The 23,341-nt window shown below is 54.8% G+C and carries 19 protein-coding genes; 12 read left to right on the top strand and 7 right to left on the bottom strand.

Annotation, left to right across the window (positions count from 1 at the left end; genetic code table 11):
* Positions 1 to 164: 164 nt before the first annotated feature.
* On the bottom strand, positions 165 to 890 hold the full coding sequence (locus tag BUA85_RS01675) for a DsbA family protein (RefSeq protein WP_072898786.1): 726 nt from the start codon (positions 888 to 890) through the stop codon (positions 165 to 167).
* 121 nt (positions 891 to 1,011) lie between these two features.
* Here BUA85_RS01675 and BUA85_RS01680 point away from each other — a divergent pair, with 121 nt between their 5' ends.
* The 7 genes from BUA85_RS01680 (at position 1,012) to tmpB (ending at position 10,437) form a co-directional block, all read left to right on the top strand.
* Positions 1,012 to 2,157 (top strand): pyridoxal phosphate-dependent aminotransferase, encoded by a 1,146-nt coding sequence (locus tag BUA85_RS01680; protein WP_072898788.1) that lies wholly within the window; start codon positions 1,012 to 1,014, stop codon positions 2,155 to 2,157.
* The gene (locus tag BUA85_RS01685) at positions 2,154 to 3,341 is read left to right on the top strand and encodes an N-acetylmuramoyl-L-alanine amidase (protein ID WP_083526158.1); all 1,188 of its coding nucleotides are present in this window, start codon (positions 2,154 to 2,156) and stop codon (positions 3,339 to 3,341) included. The genes BUA85_RS01680 and BUA85_RS01685 overlap by 4 nt, the downstream gene beginning before the upstream one ends.
* 130 nt (positions 3,342 to 3,471) lie before the next feature.
* The gene (locus BUA85_RS01690) at positions 3,472 to 5,976 is read left to right on the top strand and encodes a penicillin-binding protein 1A (RefSeq protein ID WP_072898790.1); all 2,505 of its coding nucleotides are present in this window, start codon (positions 3,472 to 3,474) and stop codon (positions 5,974 to 5,976) included.
* A 75-nt stretch (positions 5,977 to 6,051) separates the two neighbouring features.
* Complete coding sequence (gene prfB, locus BUA85_RS01695) at positions 6,052 to 7,179, top strand: peptide chain release factor 2 (RefSeq protein ID WP_072898792.1); 1,128 nt, start codon at positions 6,052 to 6,054, stop codon at positions 7,177 to 7,179.
* Positions 7,180 to 7,216: 37 nt separating this feature from the next.
* The gene (locus tag BUA85_RS01700; protein WP_072898794.1) at positions 7,217 to 8,593 is read left to right on the top strand and encodes an amidase; all 1,377 of its coding nucleotides are present in this window, start codon (positions 7,217 to 7,219) and stop codon (positions 8,591 to 8,593) included.
* Positions 8,594 to 8,704: 111 nt separating this feature from the next.
* Positions 8,705 to 9,844: a 2-trimethylaminoethylphosphonate dioxygenase gene (tmpA, locus tag BUA85_RS01705; RefSeq protein WP_072898796.1), complete on the top strand. Its 1,140-nt coding sequence runs from the start codon at positions 8,705 to 8,707 to the stop codon at positions 9,842 to 9,844.
* Positions 9,841 to 10,437: a (R)-1-hydroxy-2-trimethylaminoethylphosphonate oxygenase gene (gene tmpB / locus BUA85_RS01710; protein WP_072898798.1), complete on the top strand. Its 597-nt coding sequence runs from the start codon at positions 9,841 to 9,843 to the stop codon at positions 10,435 to 10,437. The genes tmpA and tmpB overlap by 4 nt, the downstream gene beginning before the upstream one ends.
* Positions 10,438 to 10,504: 67 nt before the next feature.
* Here the strand turns inward: tmpB and BUA85_RS01715 are convergent, their stop codons facing one another.
* The 4 genes from BUA85_RS01715 to bcp all read right to left on the bottom strand — a co-directional run bounded on the left by BUA85_RS01715 (position 10,505) and on the right by bcp (position 13,731).
* A complete protein-coding gene (locus tag BUA85_RS01715) occupies positions 10,505 to 10,978 on the bottom strand; it encodes a bactofilin family protein (protein WP_072898800.1) in 474 nt (157 codons plus the stop codon).
* Entirely contained in the window at positions 10,968 to 12,272 is a 1,305-nt protein-coding gene (locus BUA85_RS01720) for a M23 family metallopeptidase (protein ID WP_242648970.1), read from the bottom strand. Before BUA85_RS01720 ends, BUA85_RS01715 begins: the two co-directional genes overlap by 11 nt.
* 159 nt (positions 12,273 to 12,431) lie before the next feature.
* Positions 12,432 to 13,253, bottom strand: coding sequence for a ferritin-like domain-containing protein (locus tag BUA85_RS01725; RefSeq protein ID WP_072898804.1), 822 nt, complete (start codon positions 13,251 to 13,253; stop codon positions 12,432 to 12,434).
* A gap of 10 nt (positions 13,254 to 13,263) precedes the next feature.
* Positions 13,264 to 13,731, bottom strand: coding sequence for a thioredoxin-dependent thiol peroxidase (bcp, locus tag BUA85_RS01730; RefSeq protein WP_072898806.1), 468 nt, complete (start codon positions 13,729 to 13,731; stop codon positions 13,264 to 13,266).
* A 77-nt stretch (positions 13,732 to 13,808) separates the two neighbouring features.
* Between bcp and BUA85_RS01735 the strand changes: the two genes are divergently transcribed.
* From BUA85_RS01735 to BUA85_RS01750, 4 genes are all read left to right on the top strand, one after another.
* Entirely contained in the window at positions 13,809 to 17,090 is a 3,282-nt protein-coding gene (locus BUA85_RS01735; protein ID WP_072898808.1) for a YhdP family protein, read from the top strand.
* The gene (gene queA / locus BUA85_RS01740; protein WP_072898810.1) at positions 17,087 to 18,151 is read left to right on the top strand and encodes a tRNA preQ1(34) S-adenosylmethionine ribosyltransferase-isomerase QueA; all 1,065 of its coding nucleotides are present in this window, start codon (positions 17,087 to 17,089) and stop codon (positions 18,149 to 18,151) included. Before BUA85_RS01735 ends, queA begins: the two co-directional genes overlap by 4 nt.
* A gap of 84 nt (positions 18,152 to 18,235) precedes the next feature.
* A complete protein-coding gene (locus BUA85_RS01745; protein ID WP_072898812.1) occupies positions 18,236 to 19,498 on the top strand; it encodes an MFS transporter in 1,263 nt (420 codons plus the stop codon).
* Positions 19,499 to 19,575: 77 nt separating this feature from the next.
* Entirely contained in the window at positions 19,576 to 20,157 is a 582-nt protein-coding gene (locus BUA85_RS01750; RefSeq protein ID WP_072898814.1) for a DUF924 family protein, read from the top strand.
* On the opposite strand, the gene BUA85_RS01755 is transcribed toward BUA85_RS01750, so the two are convergent.
* Entirely contained in the window at positions 20,154 to 20,792 is a 639-nt protein-coding gene (locus tag BUA85_RS01755; RefSeq protein ID WP_242648971.1) for a YdeI/OmpD-associated family protein, read from the bottom strand. The two genes, BUA85_RS01750 and BUA85_RS01755, sit on opposite strands and share 4 nt — an antisense overlap.
* Before the next feature lie 199 nt (positions 20,793 to 20,991).
* Between BUA85_RS01755 and lpdA the strand changes: the two genes are divergently transcribed.
* Positions 20,992 to 22,386, top strand: a complete 1,395-nt coding sequence (gene lpdA, locus BUA85_RS01760; RefSeq protein ID WP_072898816.1) for a dihydrolipoyl dehydrogenase — start codon at positions 20,992 to 20,994, stop codon at positions 22,384 to 22,386.
* 93 nt (positions 22,387 to 22,479) lie between these two features.
* On the opposite strand, the gene BUA85_RS01765 is transcribed toward lpdA, so the two are convergent.
* Complete coding sequence (locus tag BUA85_RS01765) at positions 22,480 to 23,115, bottom strand: hypothetical protein (protein ID WP_131802753.1); 636 nt, start codon at positions 23,113 to 23,115, stop codon at positions 22,480 to 22,482.
* Between the last annotated feature and the right edge of the window lie 226 nt (positions 23,116 to 23,341).

Consider the following 23,341-nt stretch of genomic DNA (forward strand, 5'->3'; position numbering starts at 1 on the left):
AACTCAGCGAAAGGCGGCTATGCGGGCTGCGGCCGCAGCATTTAAAAAATGTGTCGAAGGTCTGCTATGGGCCGATAGCTGTCATTAGAAACAAAGATCCGAACGGCAGCGGCGTCCGCAAGTAGCCCATCAAGCAACTGGCGCTGTAGACGCCACCAGCCCCGCTACCCCCGCAACTCCGCAATAATCTGCGTCATTTGATCGAGCGGCACGTAGCCGCGCAGCAGTTGATCGTCGAAGACAAACGTCGGGGTGCCGGTGATCTGAAGGTTCTGGGCCAGCGCGCGGTTGGTGTTGATGACATCGCTGATCTCAGGATCCGTCATCGCGGCGAAAACCGTATCGGAGTCGATAGCCAAAGAGTCGGCCAACCGAATAAGGCTGCTTTCGGAAATATCGCTCCGCTGCTCCATCAAAGCGTCATGCGCCAGTTTGTAGGCCTCATCCCCCGCGACCTTTCGAACCGCCAGCGCAAAGCGGGAGGCGAGGATGGATTGTTCGCCCAGAATCGGCAGCTCTTTGATTACGTAGCGAATATTGCCGTCGTTTTCCAAAAGCGCCTGCACCTCTGGAAAGGCGCGTTTGCAGAAGCCGCAGCGGTAATCCATGAACTCGACAATAGTAATGTCACCGTCAGGATTTCCGCCGACAAAGGACGTTGGATCGTTGAATAAAGCGTCTTGGTTGGCGCGGGCCATCTTAATGTCGGCGTCGATTCGGGCCTGTTGCTCGCGCGCTTCAAGGATGCCGACGGCTTCCATAATCACTTCGGGATTGTCCAACAGATAGGCGCGAACCTCGGCGCGGAAGGCTTCGCGCTGTGCGTCCGTCATCTCTTGAGCGGCCAAGGGTGTTGCCAAGGCAATCAGGGCAGCACGCAAAAAGCGCATGTTCGGATTCCTTCACTGATCTCCTAGGCACCTCAGATCACAACCGTGCAACATTGCCAAGGTGCATTGACGCCATACGATAAGGGCGGGCATTTATAGGCAAAACTATAAGAGGCAGTGGATGCGCAACTCAACCCGTGGTGACGTTGATCCCTTTATTGTGATGGATGTTATGGAGGCTGCCCGTCAAGCCGAGGCGGCGGGGCGTAGCATTATCCATATGGAGGTGGGGCAACCGGGGACGGGAGCGCCAAAAGCGGCGACTGAGGCTTTGGCCGCGGCTTTGGACGATCCATTGGGGTATACGGTTGGTCTTGGGTTGCCGGAGCTGCGCCAGCGGATCGCCAAGCTCTATGACGAATGGTACGGCGTCGATCTTGATCCGCAAAGGGTGGTTGTCACTGCTGGCGCATCGGGTGCGTTTTTGCTCGCATTCTCCGCGCTTTTCGACAATGGAGAGCGGGTTGGGTTGGGGTTGCCGTGCTATCCATCCTACCGGCAGATTTTGCGCGCCGTTGGGCTGACGCCGGTTGAGATGCCGACGGCTGCAGCCGCAAGGTATCAGCCGGTGCCATCGGATGTTGCGGCGCATCAGCTTGATGGGTTGATCGTCGCATCACCTGCCAATCCGACGGGCACGATGTTGGATTTGGTGGAGATCAGGGCGCTCTCCGACGCGTGCCAAGAGGCGGGTGCGGCGTTTATCTCTGATGAGATTTATCATGGTATTGATTACGACAAGAAACCGGTGACGGCCTTGCAGGCAACGGATGAGGTTTATGTCGTCAATTCGTTCTCCAAATATTTCTCCATGACCGGATGGCGCGTGGGCTGGATGGTTGTGCCAGAGGATCACGTCCGGCGGGTGGAGCGGTTGGCGCAAAACATGTTCATCTGCGCGCCACACGCGTCGCAACGGTTGGCGTTGGCGGCGATAGATTGTGACGATGAGTTGCAGGGCAACCTTGAGGTCTACGCTGAGAACCGGCGCTTGATGTTGGAAGGGCTGCCCAAGGCCGGTTTCACCAAATTCGCGCCGCCCGATGGGGCGTTTTATGTCTATGCGGATGTGTCGGATTATACCGATGATGCGCTGTCATTTGCGTCTGAGATTTTGGATCAGACGGGTGTTGCTGTGACGCCAGGTCTCGATTTCGATCCCGACGAAGGGCGGCGTTGGTTGCGGTTTTCCTATGCGCGGTCAACGGCAGATATTATCGAAGGTTTGCAAAGGCTTGAACGGTTCATGTCGGAGCGGCAGGCGTGATCAGAGCGGTCCTTTTCTGGCTGTTGATGTCTAGCGCGGCAGTGGCGCAGAGCTTTACCGGTTTGGCCCGCGTGGACCCTACCGAAAGCCGTGTCGTGGACACGGCAGGTGGCATCGATCTGACCTTGGCGCTGTCTCAGATCGTGCCCTATCGCGTGTTTACGTTGGAGGCCCCCGAGCGGCTTGTTCTTGATTTTCGCGAAGTGAATTGGGGAGACTTAGACACCCTAGATTTCGATCAGGCTAAGCACGTGACAAACGTGAGTTTTGGCCAGCTGCGCCCCGGCTGGTCACGGATGGTTTTGGAACTCTCGGAACCGATGTTTTTAAATCTCGCAAGCGCTACCGTTGAAGACACGGACGCAACAGCGGTTGTTGAGATTAGCCTTCAAAGGACCGATGCGGAGACCTTCGCAGGCTTATCCGGCGCGCCTGTCGACCCGCAGTGGGGCGACCTCTTTGCAGCCCCAACGTTGCAAGCGCCCAACTATGATGACGACACGCTGGTCGTGGTCGTCGACCCCGGCCACGGTGGAATTGACCCGGGTGCAGAGCATGGCGGTGTAACCGAAGCAGATTTGATGCTTACTTTAGGGATCGAGGTCGCCGAAGCTCTGAACCGGCTCGACGGAGTAGAAGCCATTCTGACCCGTGTGTCCGATGTCTTCGTCCCGCTCAACACGCGCATGACAATCGCGCGTCAGAACAATGCTGACCTCCTAATTTCGCTCCATGCTGACGCGTTGGAGGCGGGACAGGCGCGCGGCGGTTCGGTGTATACTTTGTCTGACAAAGCTGCGTCCGTCGCCGCAAGACGCATGGCCGAACGGCACCAGCGCGGCGACCTGATCGCCGGGTTGGACCTGACGGAGCAGGATGACCGAGTGGCATCAGTCTTGATGGATTTGGCGCGGGCCAAGACGGGGCCAGAGGGCGTTCGATTTGCTGAGGTGCTTGTTGCGAACCTGATGGAAAACGATGTGCGTCTTCATCGAAACTCCCTCCGACAGGGGCCACTGGCGGTTTTGAATGCAGCGGATTTCGCCTCAGTTCTGTTCGAAGTGGGCTATCTCTCAAACGATCGGGATCGCTCAATATTGCTCAACGAAGACACCCGAAAACCGATTGTAGACGCATTGGCGCAGGCCGTTTCAGATTGGTTGGCGATGAGAGGGCTGCGCTAAACAAAGCGAAATGCGCAAAAAATGCTAAAACCCGCAGCGTAAATTGGCCGATTGTGATCATTTGCGCCTTTGACCGACGCAAAGCCACCCCATATAAGATGACAACGTTTGGTCGAGGTTCAGGCACCCCTTGTTACGGTTCATTTTATCCTTCTTTGGCACAATTTTCTCGATGCTCACATTGGGCATCGCGATGATGGCGCTTGTGGTTGGGGCTGTCTTCTACATGTACGGCCGCGATTTGCCGTCCTATGAGGTGCTGTCGCAATATACGCCAAAGACGATCAGCCGGATTTACAATCAAGAAGGTCAGATCATTGATGAATATGCGGTTGAACGCCGCTTGTTCACGCCTGCCGAAGAAATCCCTGATATTGTAAAGCAGGCCTTTATTTCAGCGGAAGACAAAAACTTCTACACACACGCTGGTTTTGACCCACGCGGCATAGCGGCTGCTGCTTATGAAGCAGTGGCGACAAGAGGCGATACGGTCCGCGGTGCGTCCACGATCACACAGCAGGTGATGAAGAACTTCCTACTCGATGGTGGTCGAACCGCGGAACGAAAGATCAAGGAGATCATCCTTGCTGCGCGCATCGATGGCGCGATGAGCAAAGAGCAAATTCTTGAACTCTACCTCAACGAAATTGACCTCGGCGTGCGCAGCTTTGGTGTGACCGCTGCCGCTCTATCGTACTTTAACAAGCCTTTGGACGAATTGACCCCAGCAGAGGCTGCGTTCCTCGCTGTGCATCCGAAAGCGCCCTATAGCTACCATCCCGTTGATGATCGCGAAGCGGCGCTCGATCGCCGCAACAACCTCGTCCTGCGCGAGATGTTTGAGAACGGCTATCTGACAGAGGAAGAATACGAAACCGCGCTGGCCGACCCGCTTCGGACGGTTCAGAACGGTGATTTTCCAAGCTTCCAAAGCGAACGTCCTGATCGCGATTACTTTAGCTCTGAAGTCCGTCGCCAGTTAACCCGCCAGTTTGGCGAAGATGACGTAGATTTCTCCGCTTCCGGCTATTCGATCCGAGCGACGGTAGATCCAGATCTTCAACAGCAAGCTGCTCTTTCCTTGCAAACAGCGCTTGAGCGTTATGACCGTGGCGTCGGTGCTTGGCGTGGCACAGGCGAAAACATTGCTGCTGAGGCGTTGGCGACAGAGGAAAGCTGGCGTGAGGCATTGGCCAATACCGACGTCGCCCGCGACATCGAACTTGGGGGACGCTGGTATCCAGCAGTCGTTCTAGGCGTCGAGGATCAGCAACTTCGGTTGGGTATCGAAGATATCGCCAGTGATGATGTGCGCGGCAATGTCGTGCCGCGATCTGACACATCTTGGTTTAGCGGCAACCTTTTTGACAACTTCGAAGTTGGCGACGTGATCCATGTTAGCAAGCTGGACGAAGGGTGGACCTTACGCCAAGTGCCCGAAGTGCAAGGCGGCTTTATGGCGATGGACGTGAACACAGGCCGCGTTCTGGCGATGCAGGGTGGCTTTAGCTTCCAGCATTCATCCTTTAACCGCGCAACTCAGGCCCGCCGTCAGCCCGGATCGTCATTTAAGCCGTTTGTCTACGCGGCAGCTTTGGACAGTGGCTATTCGCCCGCAACCATCGTTGTCGATGCGCCGATCGAGATCAACACACCGCAAGGCGTTTGGCGCCCACAGAACGCCTCGAACCAGTTTTACGGCCCTACACCGTTGCGCACTGGGATTGAGCAATCTCGAAACCTGATGACGGTTCGGCTTGCTCAAGAAGTCGGCATGGATGTGATCGCGAGTTATGCTGAGCAGTTTGGCGTCTATGACCGCATGAACCAAGTTCTGGCGACGTCACTCGGGTCAGACGAAACAACGCTTTACCAGATGGTCGCCTCCTACGCGATGTTTGCCAACGGCGGTGAGCGGGTTGAGCCAACCTTGGTGGACCGCGTGCAAGACCGCTATGGCAATACCATCTTCCGCCATGATCAGCGCACGTGCTGGGATTGCGATGCGCCGCTGGCCGAGGGGCAGGCGCCGCGGATCACATCGAACCGAGAGCGGGTGATGAACGAAGTTACCGCGTTCCAGCTGACATCGATGATGCAAGGCGTAGTTCAGCGGGGCACAGCAAGCGGTGCAATCAACCTTCCTGTGCCGATTGCGGGTAAGACAGGTACGACCAATGACGCGAAAGACGTTTGGTTCGTTGGTTTCTCGTCCAACATCGTCGCGGGTTGTTATATCGGCTTTGATACGCCTCGTTCGTTGGGACGGGGTGCGTCTGGCGGCGGCATCTGCGGCCCTGTTTTCCAGAGCTTCATGTCCGAGGCGATCGAGACCTATGGCGGCGGCGCGTTCCGCGCGCCTGAAGGCTGCCAGTTCATCAGCATCGACCGCTTCACTGGCGCACGTCTTCCAGATGGAACGCAGGGCGAGAATGTTGTGGCCGAATGCTTCCGGCCAGGCGAAGAGCCGATCTTTGGCATCATGTTCGACGGCGGCTTCGCAATGGGGGCGGACCTTCCGCTCTTTGATGAGGTCGCAAGCCAAGCGCGTCAGGTGACGACATCGACCGGTGAAACTGCCACGGTGGGTCCGAAAGCGTCGTTCGGATCGCTCTCGTCTGGCGGCTTGTACTAACCACATCTTGCCGATCTGTAGGGCGGGGGGTATCACAGCCCTCAAGCCAATTCGCACAAAAGAAAGTCACCCCAAATGCGCGCGGAAATCGAAAACTCAGTCGAAGCCATTCAAAAGTCGCTCGACCTTTTGGCGCAGCGGATGGATTACGAAACCGCGCCGCATCGGTTGGAGGAATTCAACGCGCGGGTGGAAGACCCGAACCTCTGGGACAATCCTGAGGGCGCACAAAAGCTCATGCGCGAACGGCAGCTGCTTGTCGATGCGATGGAAGGCTATGAAAAGATCAAGACCGAGTTGCAGGACAACATCGACCTGATCGAATTGGGAGAGATGGAAGACGACTTCGAAGTGGTGTCGGAGGCCGAAGAGGCGATCAAAGCGCTGGAGAGTATGGCCGCTGATAAAGAGCTTGAGGCGCTTTTGGATGGTGAGGCTGACGGCAATGATACCTTCCTCGAAATCAACTCTGGCGCGGGTGGCACGGAAAGCTGCGACTGGGCGTCGATGCTAGCGCGGATGTATATCCGTTGGGCTGAGAAGAAGGGCTATAAGGTTGAATTGCAGTCTGAAACGGCTGGCGAAGAGGCGGGCATTAAATCCGCTGCCTATAAGATCAGCGGGCACAACGCCTACGGTTGGTTGAAATCCGAAAGCGGCGTCCATCGCTTGGTGCGGATTTCGCCTTTTGACAGTGCTGCCAAGCGGCACACGTCGTTTAGCTCGATTTGGGTGTACCCAGTTGTCGATGACAATATTGAGATTGAGGTAAACCCCGCCGACATTCGTATCGATACCTATCGGTCCTCCGGTGCGGGTGGTCAGCACGTGAACACCACTGATTCCGCCGTTCGGATCACTCACGAACCAACAGGAATCGTGGTGACAAGTTCCGAAAAATCCCAGCACCAAAACCGTGATATCGCGATGAAAGCGTTGAAATCACGACTCTATCAAATGGAGCTGGATAAGCGGAACGCGGCGATCAACGAAGCACATGAAAACAAGGGCGATGCTGGTTGGGGCAACCAGATCCGATCTTACGTTTTGCAGCCCTACCAAATGGTGAAAGACCTGCGCACGAACCATGAGACATCAGATACCAAAGGCGTTCTTGATGGCGACTTGGATGCTTTCATGGCCGCGACCTTGGCGATGGACGTATCCGGCAAGAGCCGCGCGGATGCTCAGGCTGAGGACTAATCTTGGACGAATAAAAATCTTCGCTTAGGGTCGGATCATGGACCCAATCTTAAGCAATGATGCCACTGACCTTCGGCGTCTCATGACGACCGGTGCATTGAGTGCCGAAGATCTTATGGCAGCAACCCTCGACCAGATCGCGACGGTCAATGGAACGGCCAACGCCATCGTCTCACTTCGGCCAGAGGATGCGCTGTTGGACGAGGCACGCGCCTGCGATCAGACACCAAAAGATCGCCCGCTTTCGGGCCTTCCGATCGCGGTCAAAGATCTGGCAAATGTGGCCGGCTTACCAACCTCGATGGGCTCGCCTCTATTTGCGGGGCAGGTCGCACATGCAAGCGACATCATGGTTCAGCGGATGCAGGACGCCGGCGCGATTGTCATCGGCAAGACCAATACGCCTGAATTTGGGTTGGGCAGCCATACCTACAACCCGGTGCATGGCGCCACGCAGAACGCAATCTTGCCAGGTATGTCGGCGGGTGGGTCGTCGGGCGGCGCAGCGGTGGCCTTGGCTTTGAACATGGTCTCCATCGCGGATGGGTCTGACATGATGGGCAGTCTGCGAAACCCAGCCGGCTGGAACGGCGTTTATGGGATGCGGCCGACGTGGGGCTTGGTGCCCTCAGAGCCTGTTGGCGACACGTTTCTTCATCAACTGTCTACCAATGGTCCGATGGCCCGAACGCCGCGAGATCTGGCGTTGCTCTTGAGCGTCCAATCTGGTGCTGACCCGCGGCAACCGCATGGTTTGCCAAGGTTTGAACTGGAACAAAACCTAGAGGTGGACATCAAAGGCGCGCGCATCGGCTGGCTGGCTGATTGGGGCGGCGCCTATCTGATGGAAGAGGGTGTCATAAACCACTGCGAAGCGGAGCTAACGCGCTTTGGGGTTGCTGGCGCGATCATCGAACCCGTAGCACCGCCGATGAGTGCCGCAGAGATTTGGGAGGCGTGGACAACCCTCCGCTCTTGGTCGGTCGCGTCGGGGCTTGAGACTCTCTATGCCCAAGAGAAAACGCGTGCGCATCTCAAGCCCGCAGCGATTTGGGAGATTGAACGGGGCCGAAAACTCTCTGCGATGGAAGTGCAGCGCGCCAGCGTGATCCGGTCAAACTGGTTCAAAGCGGCACATGAACTTTTCCAATCCTATGACGCTTTGGTACTACCGTCTGCGCAGTGTTGGCCTTTCCCGATCGACTGGGATTGGCCGAAAGAAATCGCCGGCCAATCCATGGATACCTATCATCGCTGGATGGAGGTCGTAATCCCCGTCAGCCTTATCGGATTGCCAAGCGTCGCGGTTCCATTGCGGCCTAAGCCACGGCCAATGGGCTTGCAACTCTTCGGGCCGCGTGGATCGGATTTGAAACTCCTGCGGCTGGCGCAAATCTGGCATCAGGCGCTTTAGTGAAGGACCATCAGCCAGTTGCAGGCGAGGCAAATGTCGCAAACTGTCTTGATCGTCTTGTGCAATCCGACAAGTATCTTCCTCAACGACTGTGTTTTGAGGAGCTAGACCATGGACGTTTCTGTGAGTGAGGACGGCGGCATTCTCACATTAGCCACGCAGCAAAACACCATTCGCTTCCATGCGATTTGGCTGAGAGATAATTCTCCCGACCCTGATACGAAATCATCCGGGAATGGGCAGCGACTGATTGCATTGCGCGACATACCTAAGGATATACGAATTTCTAATGTGCAAGCCGACGGTGGAAGTCTCGACATAACTTTCGCGCCAGAAGAAAAGACGGCGTCGTTCGATCTGGGCTGGTTGGTTGAAAACGCATATGATATCGGATCGAACCAAGGAAATGGCTGGCTGTCTGACGAGGTCACAAAGTGGGATTCGACTCTCCAATCTAGCGTGCCATCTGCAAAATTATCAGACCTCGCCCAGCGAGGTGACATCTATTCCGATTGGATCGAAAAGATTGCCAGATATGGTTTCGGCAAAGTCGAGGGCGGGCCGGTCTCCGAAGGAGCGCTGTTCGATGTCGTAGACCTTTTTGGTTTTGTTCGCGAAACCAACTACGGCAAGCTTTTTGAAGTACGCACGGAAGTGAACCCGACCAATCTAGCCTTTACCGGTCTTGGTTTGCAGGCCCATACGGACAATCCCTACCGCGATCCTGTTCCCACAATCCAAGTTCTCTATTGTCTGGAAAGCTCGGCGGCGGGCGGTGAAAATATGGTGGTGGACGGGTTTGCCTGTGCTCTTCGCTTGAAAGAGGAATCGCCAGAGCATTTTGATGTGCTCTCCGAGTACTGTGCCCGGTTCGAATACGCTGGCGAAGACGGGGTTTGTCTGACATCTAAGAGGCCATTGATTGAGCTTGCGCCGGATGGAGAGCTCATTGGCGTTAGGTTTAACAACCGATCTCTCTCGGCCGTAACAGATGTACCTTTTGAGAATATGGGACTCTGGTATGAAGCATATCGTCGTTTGGGTGAGATCATCGACGATCCGGCCATGGAAGTTGTTTTCCGACTAGAGCCTGGCGAGGCGTTTATCGTGGACAACACCCGCGTTTTACATGCGCGGAAAGCCTATTCGGGAACCGGAAAACGATGGCTTCAAGGGTGTTACGCCGACAAAGATGGGCTTTTGTCGACGAGAAACGCCTTGCGTCGTAAGGCCGGAAAGGGCGCAAAATGACCGACAAACCCACAGATTTGACAGCGGAAAATATCGTTGAGTTTCTAGCGTCCATTTTCGAAAGGCGAGGTGCGGAAGAGTATTTAGGCGAGCCCGTGACAATCGGCGAACACATGCTTCAAGGGGCAACGATCGCAGAGCAAAACGGTCAATCTGATGAGATCATCGTCGGTGCGCTCCTCCATGATATTGGGCACTTCACCTCTGAATTTGGGACATTCACGATGGACGACGTGGAAGATCGCCACCACGAGGATGCCGGTGCAAAAGTGCTAGAACGGTTTTTCCCGAAGGTCGTCACGGATTGCTGTAAATATCATGTGGCGGCTAAGCGCTATCTTTGCGCGACAAACCCCACTTACTTTGAAAGGCTTTCCGAGGCATCGGTCCATTCGCTCAACCTGCAGGGTGGTCCCATGTCGAAACAGGAAGTGAAAGAGTTTGAGAAAAACCCCAACCTCAAAGAGATCATTGCCGTTCGGTACTTAGACGAAGCTGGGAAAATTGCGGGAATGGAGACGCCAGATTTTCGGCACTTCGTTCCAAGGGTCAGAAGATTGGTACACCAACATGTTGGTATGGTGGAAACCTAAGCTTCATTCCGACTAACCAAAAAAAGCGGACCTATTGGTCCGCTTTTCGTTTGCTCGCAAAGTTCAGCTAATCCGTAGCTTTCGCCTTCGAACTGCTGCCAGAAGACAAAGGATCGTCTTGGCGCTGTACGGACCCTTCAAAGTGGGCGCCGCTTTCGATGGCGATGGTTTTGTGGATGATGTCACCCTCAACACGCGCTGTCGAAGTTAGACGAACCTTCAAGCCACGCACGCGGCCAACGATACGGCCGTTGACCACAACGTCATCGGCAACGACTTCGCCCTTGACGGTCGCGCCTTCGCCGACGGTCAACAGATGTGCACGAATGTCGCCTTCGACCTGACCTTCGATCTGGATGTCGCCAGAGGTTTTCAGGTTCCCTGTGATCAGCAAATCAGACGACAGCTGAGATGCCGGCGGCTTTGCCTTTGGCGCAGATGGCGCAGGGGTTGATGGGGCAGGAGCCGCTGGCTTGCTTTCAGCTTTAGCAGGAGTGTCTGCGCTTGGGCCAGGCTCGTTGATTTTGGATTTAGAAAACATTCTGTCCAGCTCTTATGTATGTCATGGGATTGACGGCATTGCCGCCAACGCGCACTTCGTAGTGCAGATGTGGTCCAGTGGACCGTCCAGAATTGCCCATATCACCTATTCGCTCACCACGCGAGACTCTTTCACCGACATTCACACGAATTCTGTTAAGATGGGCGTATCGTGTTTCAATGCCAAAGTCGTGTTGGATTTTTATTAGTCTGCCATAGCCCGAGGACCAGCTTGCATGGGTGACCACCCCGTCTGCTGTCGCATAGATTGGAGTGCCCACAGGTGCTGCAAAATCCGTTCCTGCGTGCATGCGACCCCATCGCGGGCCAAAGCCGGAGGTATAGCGGAAGTTCGATTTCACTGGGATGTCAAACGGCGCGCGTTCTGCCGCGATCCGATACATGTTGATGCGATCCATGCGGTCCAGAATGCTGTTGGCCCGCGCGGCATCTGGGTCGATGGTCCCGCCACTGGTGGAGAATTGCAGCGGCGCCAAAGGTCCGCCTTGACCGGAATATCCACGGCGAACTGCCGACAGTAGGCTGTCGGGGTTTAATCCTGCACTCCGGAACATCTGATCCAAAGGTTCAACGGAGACCAACATCGCCTCTTCCAACTGACGGAAGATTTCGTCGTTTTTGTCTTCCATCAACCGCAACTCAAGTTCCAACTCGGCGGCATGGTTGATGGCGTATTCGGCATCGGAGGCGATCATATCGCGTTCTGCCGCGGTTTCGGCAAGCGCTGTTGCAAGAAGGTCAACTGTTCCATCGCCCTCTTGCGATGAGGCAACAGCCGCCGCGCCGCCATTCTCTGTTATCTCAGCAAGCTCGCTGCGCGCAACCTCACGCTCTTGCATGGTGTCGCGCAACGTTCCCTGAACAGCGTCCAAAGCAGTCTCCAACTCCCTACGCCGTTCTTCGGTGCGGAGGAGCTCGGTCTGCATCATCGAGATTTGCGAAAGGGCAGAACTAAACCGCTGCTGGGCGGCGATGGCTTCCTCTGCGCGCGCGTCGCGCTCATCAGACAAAGCATTCAAGCGCTGTTCATAGATCAACTGATCGCGCTGCGCCTGAGCGCGGAAGTTGCCTGAACCGATACTGTCCATCAGCAAGATCGCGGTGGCCACAATTGTCCAGGCGACAACTGCCGCTCCACCAGCCCATGCCACAAGCTGGGTTTCCGGTTTCAATCGAATGAACCGCGTTTCGGTGTCAGATCTCAGAAAGAGTCTCTTTTCTGGAAAGTGCTTTTCCAATTTCGCGTGAATGCGATGTGCAATCCGTGATTTCACGTTGTCGTTCCTAGCCCCATCCATCCCTCGCATTTCGGCCCCCACCAAAATGCACCCGAGTTTGTTAACGAATTGAACCCAATGCTGCAACGATTTTGACCAAAAACATGTTGAATACGAACGTCTTGGCGAGTCTTTGCCGATGACGTAGGGGCCGCTTCACGCCCTTGCTTCGTATTCTTCGGTGAGAGGCCAATAGAAATCGGGCGGTAGTCCGGCTTCTGCGCGTTTTTCTTCGTTGAACGGCGGTTTCAGTGTGCTGTGGAAATACTTGCGGACCAACCTATGGAAAACCTCTGTCGGATCAAGGTTGTCCCGTCCGCAGAGAAAATTAAACCACTTTGACCCGTAAGCGACGTGATGCACCTCTTCGGCATAAATCACTTCCAAAGCATCTATCGCCTGCTGGTTCTTGGATTGTTTAAAGAGCTTGATCATCCCAGGGGTCACATCAAGCCCGCGCGCCTCCAACACCATTGGCACGACGGCAAGGCGGGCCATGATATCGCCTGTGGTATCTTCTGCCGCACGCCACATACCTGCGTGGGCAGGGAGCGCGCCATAGTGGCTTCCAAGCGCTTCAAGACAGTCGCACATCAGATTGAAATGTTTACTTTCTTCATCAGCGGCTTTGACCCAATCGTCAAAGAACCCAATCGGCATCTCGATATCTGGAAACCGCGCGATGATGTCCCAATGCAAATCAACCGCATTCAATTCGATATGGGCCACCGCATGAAGCAAAGCCAATCGACCCGCCTCTGATCCCGGTTTGCGTTTCGGAACATCGCGCGGGTCCAGAAGCTCTGGTTCACTCGGACGGGCCGGAAAATCCGGCGGGTTCGCGCGGCCGAGCTCCGGCAGTTCACCCGCCTTCCGCGCTGCCTGCCACTCTGCCGCATACTGTCGAGAAAGGGCGGTCTTGGTGCGACCATCTGCCGTCGACAGCACATCGACCGCCATTTCTCGAAGTGGTTTCATCTTTTGATCCTCAGAGCGCTTTGACCGCGTCCAGCACGGCGTCTGAATGGCCTGGCACTTTCACTTTGCGCCAGATTTGAGCGATTTTACCCTCAGTATCAATCAGGTAAGTTGCGCGCTCGATCCCCATGTAAGTCTTGCCATACATCGATTTTTCAACCCAAACGCCATAGTCTTCGCACATGCTTCCCTTTTCGTCCGACAAAAGCGGGATTCCAAGGTCATGCTTGGCGATGAATTTTTCATGTTTGGCGACTTTGTCTTTGGAAATGCCATAGATCACGGTGTTGAGCGCGGCAAACTCATCCTTTTGGCCGGTAAAGGCGATGGCCTCTTTGGTGCAGCCAGGAGTGTCGTCTTTGGGGTAGAAATAAAGCACCACGTTTTGCCCTTTCAGGTCTGAAAGCGAGACCTCATCACCGCCATCACGAGGGAGAGAGAAACCGGGCGCTGGATCACCGATGTTCAAATCAGCCATTTTATGCCTTCCTTTTGAATTTTCGACTGCATTTGCAATGAGTTTTAGGGCACAAAGGCCAAAGTTAAAGGGGCCTTATGACCGAAACCGAACAGGCAGATGAACCAAAGACCAAAGCAAGGTCAAAGCGAAAGGTCGCTTGGCATGCTCTACGGTCTGTGGGCTTGTTGCTGTTCCTGCCGGTTCTGTTTGCCTTGGTGGCAGCGGTGATGCTGTTTGACCGCGACATCACGGCACCGAGTTGGGTCAAGTCTGAAGTGTCCCAGCGGGCGGAGAGAGCGCTTGCTGGTGGCTCGATCGAGTTTGGCGCGATCAACGTGAATGTCGGTCGCGATTTGCATCCGAGTTTGCGGTTGGAGGACACAACCCTCCGTGATGCCAATGGTGAAGTTTTGGTCAATGTGGATGAGATCTCCGGCCTTATTTCCCCCCGTGGTTTGGTGCTCGAGCGCGCAGCCCTTTTGCAAGAGGTGGTTTTCAGTGGGATTGAACTAACGCTCAATCGGACAGCTGAGGGCGAGGTCGCCTTGTCTTTTGACAACACCACAGGTCCCGCACAAACAGCCCCCGACCTGATTTCGCTTCTCACGCAGGTCGAGCAGGTGTTTGAACAACCCGCGCTCGTCGCGTTGGAGCAAATCGAACTCGCCGACCTGTCCATCATCTACCGTGATGATCGCTCAGATCAGACGTGGCAGGTGGAGAGTGGAGGGGTTTCGCTCGATCTGCGAGGAGATCAGTTGCTGGCGGTGGCCGATTTACCGTTCGTGCAGGCGTCTGGTGAAATGGGGTTGGCCGCGCTGGACCTACGGCAGATGCGGTCATCTGGTCAGGCTGATCTTGCTGTCTCAATAGAGAACATCAGAGCCAAAGATCTGGCCGCGCAAAGTTCTGCGGTGAGTTTTCTTGCAAATGTTGACGCACCACTCACCGCGTCTTTGCACATGTCCATCGAAGAGGGCGGGGTCTTCACGCCTATTCGCGTCGCCCTCAATTTGGACGAAGGGGTCGTGAAAACTGGGCCGAATACACCCGGATTGGAGTTTGAAACTGCGCAGGCACTCCTAAGTTTTGACCCCGCCACCCGCATCGTGACATTCGACGACGTGTTGATGTCATCTAATTGGGGCGGTCTGAACGCTCAAGGCCAATTGATCCTGATTGGTACGGAACAAGGCCTGCCTACAGAAATCATCAGCCAATTTACGATGCGAGAAGTCACCCTGTCTCCACCAGGCATTTTTGCGGAGCCCAAATCCATCGACGGTGCAAGCATCGATCTGCGTGCCTCGCTCGATCCGTTTGTTTTAGATATCGGGCAGTTCGTCGTTCATGATGCGCATCAACCATTGCAAGCCGCAGGGCGCGTTTTGGTGGACGGCCAAGGTGTCACGGCGGATCTGGATTTCGAAGTCCCGCGTATCGAACACACCGACCTGCGTGCATGGTGGCCAGAAGGCCGAAAGGTTGGGACGCGAGAGTGGTTGACGGAGAATGTCTCGACCGGCGTTTTGGTCGACATGGTAGGCGGTGTGCGTATCCGCCCCGAGTTGCCTGCGATGTACAGTGTTGGGTTTCAGTATGAAGACGCCACAGTCAAATACCTGAAAGATTTGCCGCCACTTGAGAACGGATCGGGCTACGCCAGCTTCCTCGACAATGCGTTTTTTCTGAGCGTAGACGAAGGCTACATCGAAGCTCCGCAGGGGGGACAAATTGATCTCGAAGGCTCTGATCTTGAAATCAGAGATTTGCGCGTCAAAGGTGGCCCGATTGATCTGAATATCCGCGGTGCGAGTTCCATCACAGCAGCGCTTTCGACGCTGGATTTGCCGCCTTTCGAATTCATGCAAAAGGCAAACTTGCCTGTCACACTTGCTGACGGCTTGGCCCAGTTTGATGGCCTTGTGACGTTTCCGTTGAAGAAAAAACTGACCAAGCCGGAAGTTGCGTTTTCCTTTGACGCAGATCTGCGTCGTGTCGCTAGCGACAGGCTGATCCCAAACCGAAGCCTTTCCGCTCCCGATCTCAGCTTGGCTGTCACGGCTGATCGTATTGAGCTTGAAGGCGACCTGAGCGTCGATGGCGTGCCGCTAAACGCAAACTACGCCCAAACCTTCGGGCCCGATGGCGGGCGTCTGGTGTCAGGTGAGGTAGAGCTTTCGCAACGCTTCCTCGATGGTTTCAACATCTCACTACCGCCCGGCACTCTGAGAGGCGAAGGTAGAGGTACGTTCGAAATAGCTCTGCCAAAGGACGCGCCGCCAAAGTTCGAAATGACGACAGACCTTGCAGGCGTCGGATTATCCATTCCGGCCCTGAATTGGTCGATGAGCGAGCGTGCAACGGGCCTTCTTTCCATCAGCGGGTCGCTGGCAAACCCTGTTCAATTGGATCGTTTGGAGATTGATGGGCCGGGGCTGGATTTGGTGGGATCGGTCGACCTTTCACCAACTGGCGGTTTCGAACGCGCACAATTCTCGCAACTTCGGGTCGGCAATTGGCTCAATGCGCCAGTCACTTTGCGTGGACGGGGCGCAGGGCGACCGGCCGCTGTTCAGATCAACGGTGGTGCGCTCGATTTGCGGCAAGCGAGCTTCGGTGGAGGGCAATCTCGCTCCGGTCCGTTGGATTTAAATTTTGACCGGTTGCAGGTCACGGAAGGCATCGCGTTGACCGACTTCAGAGGGGCGTTCGACGAAGGTGTCGGTCTGAGCGGTCAGTTTACAGCAAACATAAACGGCCAGACCGCCATCCGTGGAACACTTGTGCCGCAAAATGGGCGCACGGCCATGCGTTTACAAACTGATGATGCGGGCAGGGCGGCAGCTGCAGCGGGTTTGCTTCGGAACGGTGTGGGCGGCGTTCTCGATCTGTTTCTGATCCCTGCTGAACAAGATGGCGTGTTTGACGGGGTTCTAAAGATTGAACGCCTCCGCATCAGAGATGCACCCGCGATGGCTGCCCTACTAGACGCCATCAGTGTAGTGGGCCTTCTGCAACAACTCGACGGCCAAGGCTTGGCGTTAGAGGAAGTCGACGCGCGTTTCCGACTAACCCCTACCCAACTCATTGTCACCGAAGCCAGCGCCGTCGGTCCGGGGCTTGGCATTTCCATTGATGGCATCTACACGCTCGCCAGCAAATCGATGGATTTTCAGGGGGTCATTTCGCCCGTTTATCTATTGAACGGTATTGGATCACTTTTGACGCGGAAGGGCGAGGGATTGATCGGCTTCAATTTCAATCTTACCGGGCAAACGGACAACCCGAATGTCTTGGTCAACCCGCTCTCTGCGCTGACACCGGGTATGTTCCGCGAATTGTTCCGCAGACCCCCGCCGCAGGTGTCTCAATGAAGCTGTCAGATTTTGATTTCGATCTGCCAGAGCATCTGATCGCCACAAGACCAGCAAATCCAAAGACATCAGCCAAACTGCTTGTCGCTGGGCCGGATCGGATCGAGGACCTGATCGTCGCTGATCTAACGAAGGTGTTGCGCGCTGGAGATCGGTTGGTGCTCAACGACACCAAAGTCATTCCGGCGCGCCTTTCGGGCACCCGCACCAGAACGGGCGAAGCAGGCACAACGCAGGCTGCCATTGAGGTGACATTGCTCGAACCGCAAGCCAGTGGCACGTGGTCGGCCTTGGTCAAGCCGTTGAAAAAAGTGCGCGATGGAGAAACGATCAAGTTCTCTGATGCCCTTTCGGCCGAACTTGTCAGCCGTGCAGACGGGCAAGCGAGTCTTGTGTTCAACTTGACCGGCGACGATTTCGATGCTGCTTTGGCGGACGTAGGCGCCATGCCCTTGCCGCCTTACATCGCCGCCAAACGCGCTGCAGATGAGCAGGACAAAACTGATTATCAAACCGAGTGGGCGAAGCATTCTGGCGCGGTGGCGGCTCCTACGGCGTCGCTGCATTTTGACCAACCCTTACTGGACACCCTCGCAGAAATGGGTGTCGAGTTCTCCTTTGTCACACTGCACGTCGGTGCGGGCACGTTCCTTCCGGTTAAAGTGGACGACATCAAAGATCATAAGATGCACGCTGAATTGGGTTATGTATCCGCGCAAGCTGCGGATGAGATCAACGCGACGAAGCGAGCAGGGGGGCGCGTAATCCCCGTTGGCACCACGGCGCTTCGACTGATCGAAAGCGCGGCCAAAGGCGGCGAACTTCACGCTTGGGAAGGACCAACGGATATCTTCATCACTCCGGGGTTTCCATTTCAGATAGCCGATGCCTTGATGACCAACTTTCACCTGCCAAAGTCGACATTGATGATGCTGGTCTCTGCCCTGATCGGATCGGATCGGATCAAAGACATCTACGCCCATGCCATTTCTCAAAACTACCGTTTCTTTTCCTATGGCGATGCCTCGCTTTTGATGCCAAATGGCAGCGAATTGCCGTAGGCGACATCTCGAGTCGTTTGCAGTCTAGAACGCAGTCAAGAAGTCCGGCTAACTACCGCTATAGACCCCTGAAAGGGACACGTGATGATTCAGGTCTTTAACGCCTCATGGGCCCTGTTTCTGGGCATGTTCATGCTGATGATCGGGAATGGCCTGCAAGGCACCTTGCTTGGGCTTAGGGGGGAGCTCGAGGGCTTCTCCACCTTTGAACTATCGGTCGTCATGTCGGCGTATTTCGTCGGCTTTCTGTTCAGTTCGCGCACAACGCCTTTGCTGATCCAACGAGTCGGCCATGTGCGTGTCTTTGCAGCACTTGGTTCCACAGTATCAGCTGTTTTGATCCTTTACCCCGTCTTGACCGAGCCATGGGCTTGGACCATCGGGCGCGTGATCATCGGATTTTGTTTTTGTGGGGTCTATATCACCGCTGAAAGCTGGCTGAATGATGCCTCCAGCAACGAGACACGCGGCAAAGCGCTCTCGATTTACCTGATGGTTCAGATGGCGGGCATTGTGGCCGCGCAATATATTATCACGCAAGGCGATGTATCCGGCTTTGTCTTGTTCATCATCCCATCGGTTTTCGTGTCATTGGCGTTTGCGCCCATTCTGCTTTCGATCCGCCCTACGCCTGCGTTTGAGCAAGCCAAGAGCATGACCATGCGCGAACTGGTCTCTGCATCACCGCTGGCCTGCGTCGGCATGTTCCTTTTGGGTGGCATCTTCTCTGCTCAGTTTGGCATGGGCGCCGTTTACGGAACGCAGGCCGGATTGAGCGTGTCTCAAGTCTCGCTCTTTGTTTCGGTGATTTACATAGCGGCACTGGTCGCCCAATGGCCGATAGGTTGGCTATCTGATCGCATCGACCGACGCATCTTGATTATTTTGACCACGCTTGTGGGCGGCTTGGGCGGATTGATTGCATTCATATGGACAGGCAATTTTGCCATTATCCTTGTGTCTGCCGCCCTTGTCGGCGGCACCTCCAACCCGCTTTATGCTTTGCTGATCGCTTACGCCAACGACTACCTCGAAAAGGAAGATATGGCGGCGGCCGCTGGTGGGTTGCTTTTAATCAATGGGGTGGGGGCGATCGCCGGACCACTTATTGTGGGCTGGATGATGGAAACCATCGGGGCTGAGGGGTTCTGGCTCTTCACAGCTTCACTCATGCTTGGCGTCGCAGGTTATGCGGCCTGGCGTATGATCCAGCGTCCTCGTGGAGAGCTCGACCTCGAAGCGGTCTCCTATGTGCCGGTGTCTGCGGCCACCACGCAGGTTGCGGCTGAGATCGCGCAGGAGGTCTATATTGAGACAGAGGAAGAAGAAGCGCAGGCAAATGCTTAAAAATGCGTTGCCAAAATGAAATTTGCGTGCTTGGGTCAAGGTACCCGGGGGGGCCACAGCCTTTGGAGTGCGGGGTTATGACACCTCAAGATGTATTGTCGTTTTGGTTAGATGAATGCCGTCCGGAAGATTGGTATCGGAGCGATGAAGAGCTCGATACCAAGATCAGCGACAGATTCCTTTCGACATGGGAACGGGCCGCAGACGGGGCATTGGGCATGTGGCTCACCTGTCCGTCAGAGACGCTCGCGTACATCATTCTGATCGATCAATTCAGCCGCAATATGTTCCGCGGGTCGCCGAAGTCCTTCGAATTGGACCCAGCCGCAAAAGCGGCGGCGAAAATGGCGATTAAGCGCGAATGGGATCTCAAGATCGACGAACCCGCGCGGCAGTTCTTTTACATGCCGCTGATGCACGCGGAAAACCTATGTGATCAGGATCGAGCCGTGCGGCTTTTCCATACCCGTATGCCGGAAACCGGCGTGCACAACATCGATCATGCACGCACCCATCGGGAGATCATTCGCCGGTTCGGCCGTTTCCCTTATCGGAATAAGGCTTTGGGTCGGAAGTCCACGCCTGCGGAACAGGATTTCTTGAACAATAGCGGTTACGGTGCCATTTTGAACGAGCTAAAAGAAGGTGCTGCAGCCTAACGATCCAGTGGGCCTTTGCCCGCAAGGATCTTGTCGCGAAACTTCTCAATCCGCGCGATCCGCGTCGCGGATTGTTTTGCACCATTCAGATTAATCACATACCCCCGCTGACGCCCAGGTGTCAGCGCATGGAATGCCTCAGCAAGCGTAGGGTCTGCATCAAGGGCCGCTGCAAGTTCTTCCGGCATGTCCAAGTCAAGTTCTGGTTTGGGCCCCTTTAGCCCCTGTTCGGCATAGCTCATCGCTTCGGTAAGATATTGACCGATGATTTCTACATGCTGCCCGACCTCAGAAACATCACGAAAGACAAAGCTATCCGCAAAAGCGGTATTGGGGCCAGATTTCTCTAAAAGGCTTTCAGGGTCTTTAAGCAACCCTGCCTCAAAAAAGCTCAAGCGAAAGTCTTTCCGAAACGCTGCAAGGATCGCAACATTTCGGCTCGAAAAAGTGTAACAGGGCGCGCCCCACTTCGACGTTTCCGTTAGCCCCTGCGCCAAACAAATACTGCGCAATTCTTGCAAGCCTTCACCCCATTGCAAAGCCGAGCAATCTTTCGTGTCGAACCGATCGCAGCGTCCGCAGCCCTTCTCGAAATAGGTTGCGACGTCTTTGACCATCTGACGCGCTTCGCTCATTGGGTAAGCCTCTCCATTTTGCTGCACCAAATTTCATTGCAATGCGCACAGAGCTTGGCACACTGTCGATTATTCGGCCAGCTTTGGCGAGCGTAATGAGCATTGCACCCCGTAAATAGCTGCCATTCCCTAGCGTCACTAGCGGCGCTGAAAAAAATAGTTTAATGCTAAACAAAATTATTTCGGTGAGGAGAGGCTGATGGCCGGAAAGACATTTGACTTGATCGTAATCGGCGCTGGACCGGGTGGATATGTGGCCGCGATCCGCGGTGCACAGCTCGGAATGAACGTCGCGATTATCGAACGCGAACATATGGGCGGCATCTGTCTGAACTGGGGCTGTATTCCCACAAAGGCTCTGCTTCGATCCTCTGAAGTGTTCCATCTGATGCACCGCGCAAAAGAGTTTGGCCTGTCTGCAGACAAGCTGGGCTTTGATCTGGATGCGGTTGTCAAACGCTCTCGCCAAGTTGCTGGGCAGCTGTCAGGCGGTATTGGTCATCTGATGAAAAAGAACAAAATCACCACGATAATGGGTGAGGCCACCTTGCCAGCCAAAGGCAAGGTTTCGGTCAAAACCGACAAAGGCACCGAAGAATTAACTGCAAAGAACATCGTTCTTGCGACTGGCGCGCGCGCGCGTGAATTGCCGGGGCTAGAGGCCGACGGTGATCTGGTTTGGACCTATAAACACGCGTTGCAGCCGGCGCGGATGCCTAAGAAACTGTTGGTCATCGGCTCCGGCGCAATCGGAATCGAATTCGCCAGCTTCTACAACACCATGGGCGCCGATACGACGGTGGTGGAAGTGATGGACCGAGTTCTGCCTGTGGAAGACGAAGAGATTAGCAAATTTGCGAAAAAGCAGTTTGTGAAGCAGGGTATGAAGATCATGGAAAAATCCATGGTCAAGCAATTGGACCGCGCCAAAGGCAAGGTCACAGCGCATATCGAAACCGGCGGCAAGGTAGAAAAGCACGAGTTTGATACTGTGATTTCCGCAGTGGGCATTGTGGGTAATGTCGAGGGGTTGGGCCTCGAAGGCTTAGGCGTCAAAATCGACCGTACCCATGTTGTCACGGATGAATATTGCCGTACGGGCGTCGATGGCCTCTATGCAATTGGCGACATCGCGGGCGCGCCGTGGTTGGCTCATAAGGCCAGCCATGAGGGCGTGATGGTTGCCGAACTCATCGCTGGAAAGCATCCACATCCTGTAAAGCCGGAAAGCATCGCGGGCTGTACCTACTGCCATCCGCAAGTTGCCTCTGTTGGTTTTACCGAAGCGCAGGCAAAAGAAAAAGGCTACGACATCAAAGTCGGTCGCTTCCCCTTCATCGGCAACGGCAAAGCGATTGCCCTGGGCGAGCCTGAAGGCGTGATCAAGACTGTGTTTGATGCCAAAACAGGAGAACTTTTGGGCGCGCATATGGTGGGCGCAGAAGTGACGGAATTGATCCAAGGTTATGTGGTTGGACGTCAACTTGAGACAACCGAAGAAGACCTGATGCACACGGTTTTCCCGCACCCAACGCTGTCAGAGATGATGCATGAAAGCGTTCTCGACGCATATGGTCAGGTTATTCATATGTGATTTGCTTGGTTTGGCGATGGCCTTAACAACCATCGAAGCAAGAAAATGCCCGACTGATTGTCGGGCATTTTTGTTTTCTGTGTCGGTCGCGTCTTAGTCGGCGTACCAAAGGCCGGAGAAACTATCTGTGGTATTGTCGGGATACGTCATTGTGCCTTCGGTTTGTCCTAACATGCTGCTCGCGCCATCACCTGCAAAAGCACCATCAAAACTGCCGTTCAGATTGAAGTCACCGTTCGGAAGCGAAAAGGTGCCTTTGACTGTTCCAAGTTCCAAAGACGGACCAGAGATTGGAGCGTCGATCGCGAGACTCCCGGTAGGATTATAAGTACCGCCGCCATCTACGACTGAAAGATTGGTAACTTTGCCTGTCACAAGATCGCCGTTGGGGTTGTCCCAATCCGCCGCCAAGGCCAAATCACCATAGATGGCGGCCACAATCACATCGCCGTCTTCGACGCTAATGCCGAATGTACCTCTGTAGTTTGCCGTTCCCATCGTCGGAATGTTTGACGCTTGCGGTGTGTTCTCGTTCCGGTCTTGGAACTCTGTGATCAGATCCTGAACTTCCTGGGGGTACACAGCGAGATCTCCGCCAGTTGGCAGTTCGATACCGTCGATAATTGCATTTGAAACAACGAACTCTCCACCGCCGCCTCCACTACTTCCACCGCCGCATGCGGTGAGCGCCAAACTTGCTATTCCCAAAAATATTACCTGATATTTCATAGTTTATGATATCCTTTCGTGATAAAAAAACCCGCCGGTTCTCTGTTGCGACTTCGAAACACTACACTTCAAGATTGATTTGAGGAGACGTTTTTTGCTAATTATGCAATTTTTACGTGTATGTAATTAATAAATATCAAAACAGTTAAGGATTTGAGAAACATATCTTCTTCCTAGCCCTTTATGTACGGAGTTTGGAAACGATTGGTCAGTCGCAGTGACCAAA

This window comes from Cognatiyoonia sediminum (genome assembly GCF_900129845.1).
In the GTDB taxonomy this organism is placed as follows: domain Bacteria; phylum Pseudomonadota; class Alphaproteobacteria; order Rhodobacterales; family Rhodobacteraceae; genus Cognatiyoonia; species Cognatiyoonia sediminum.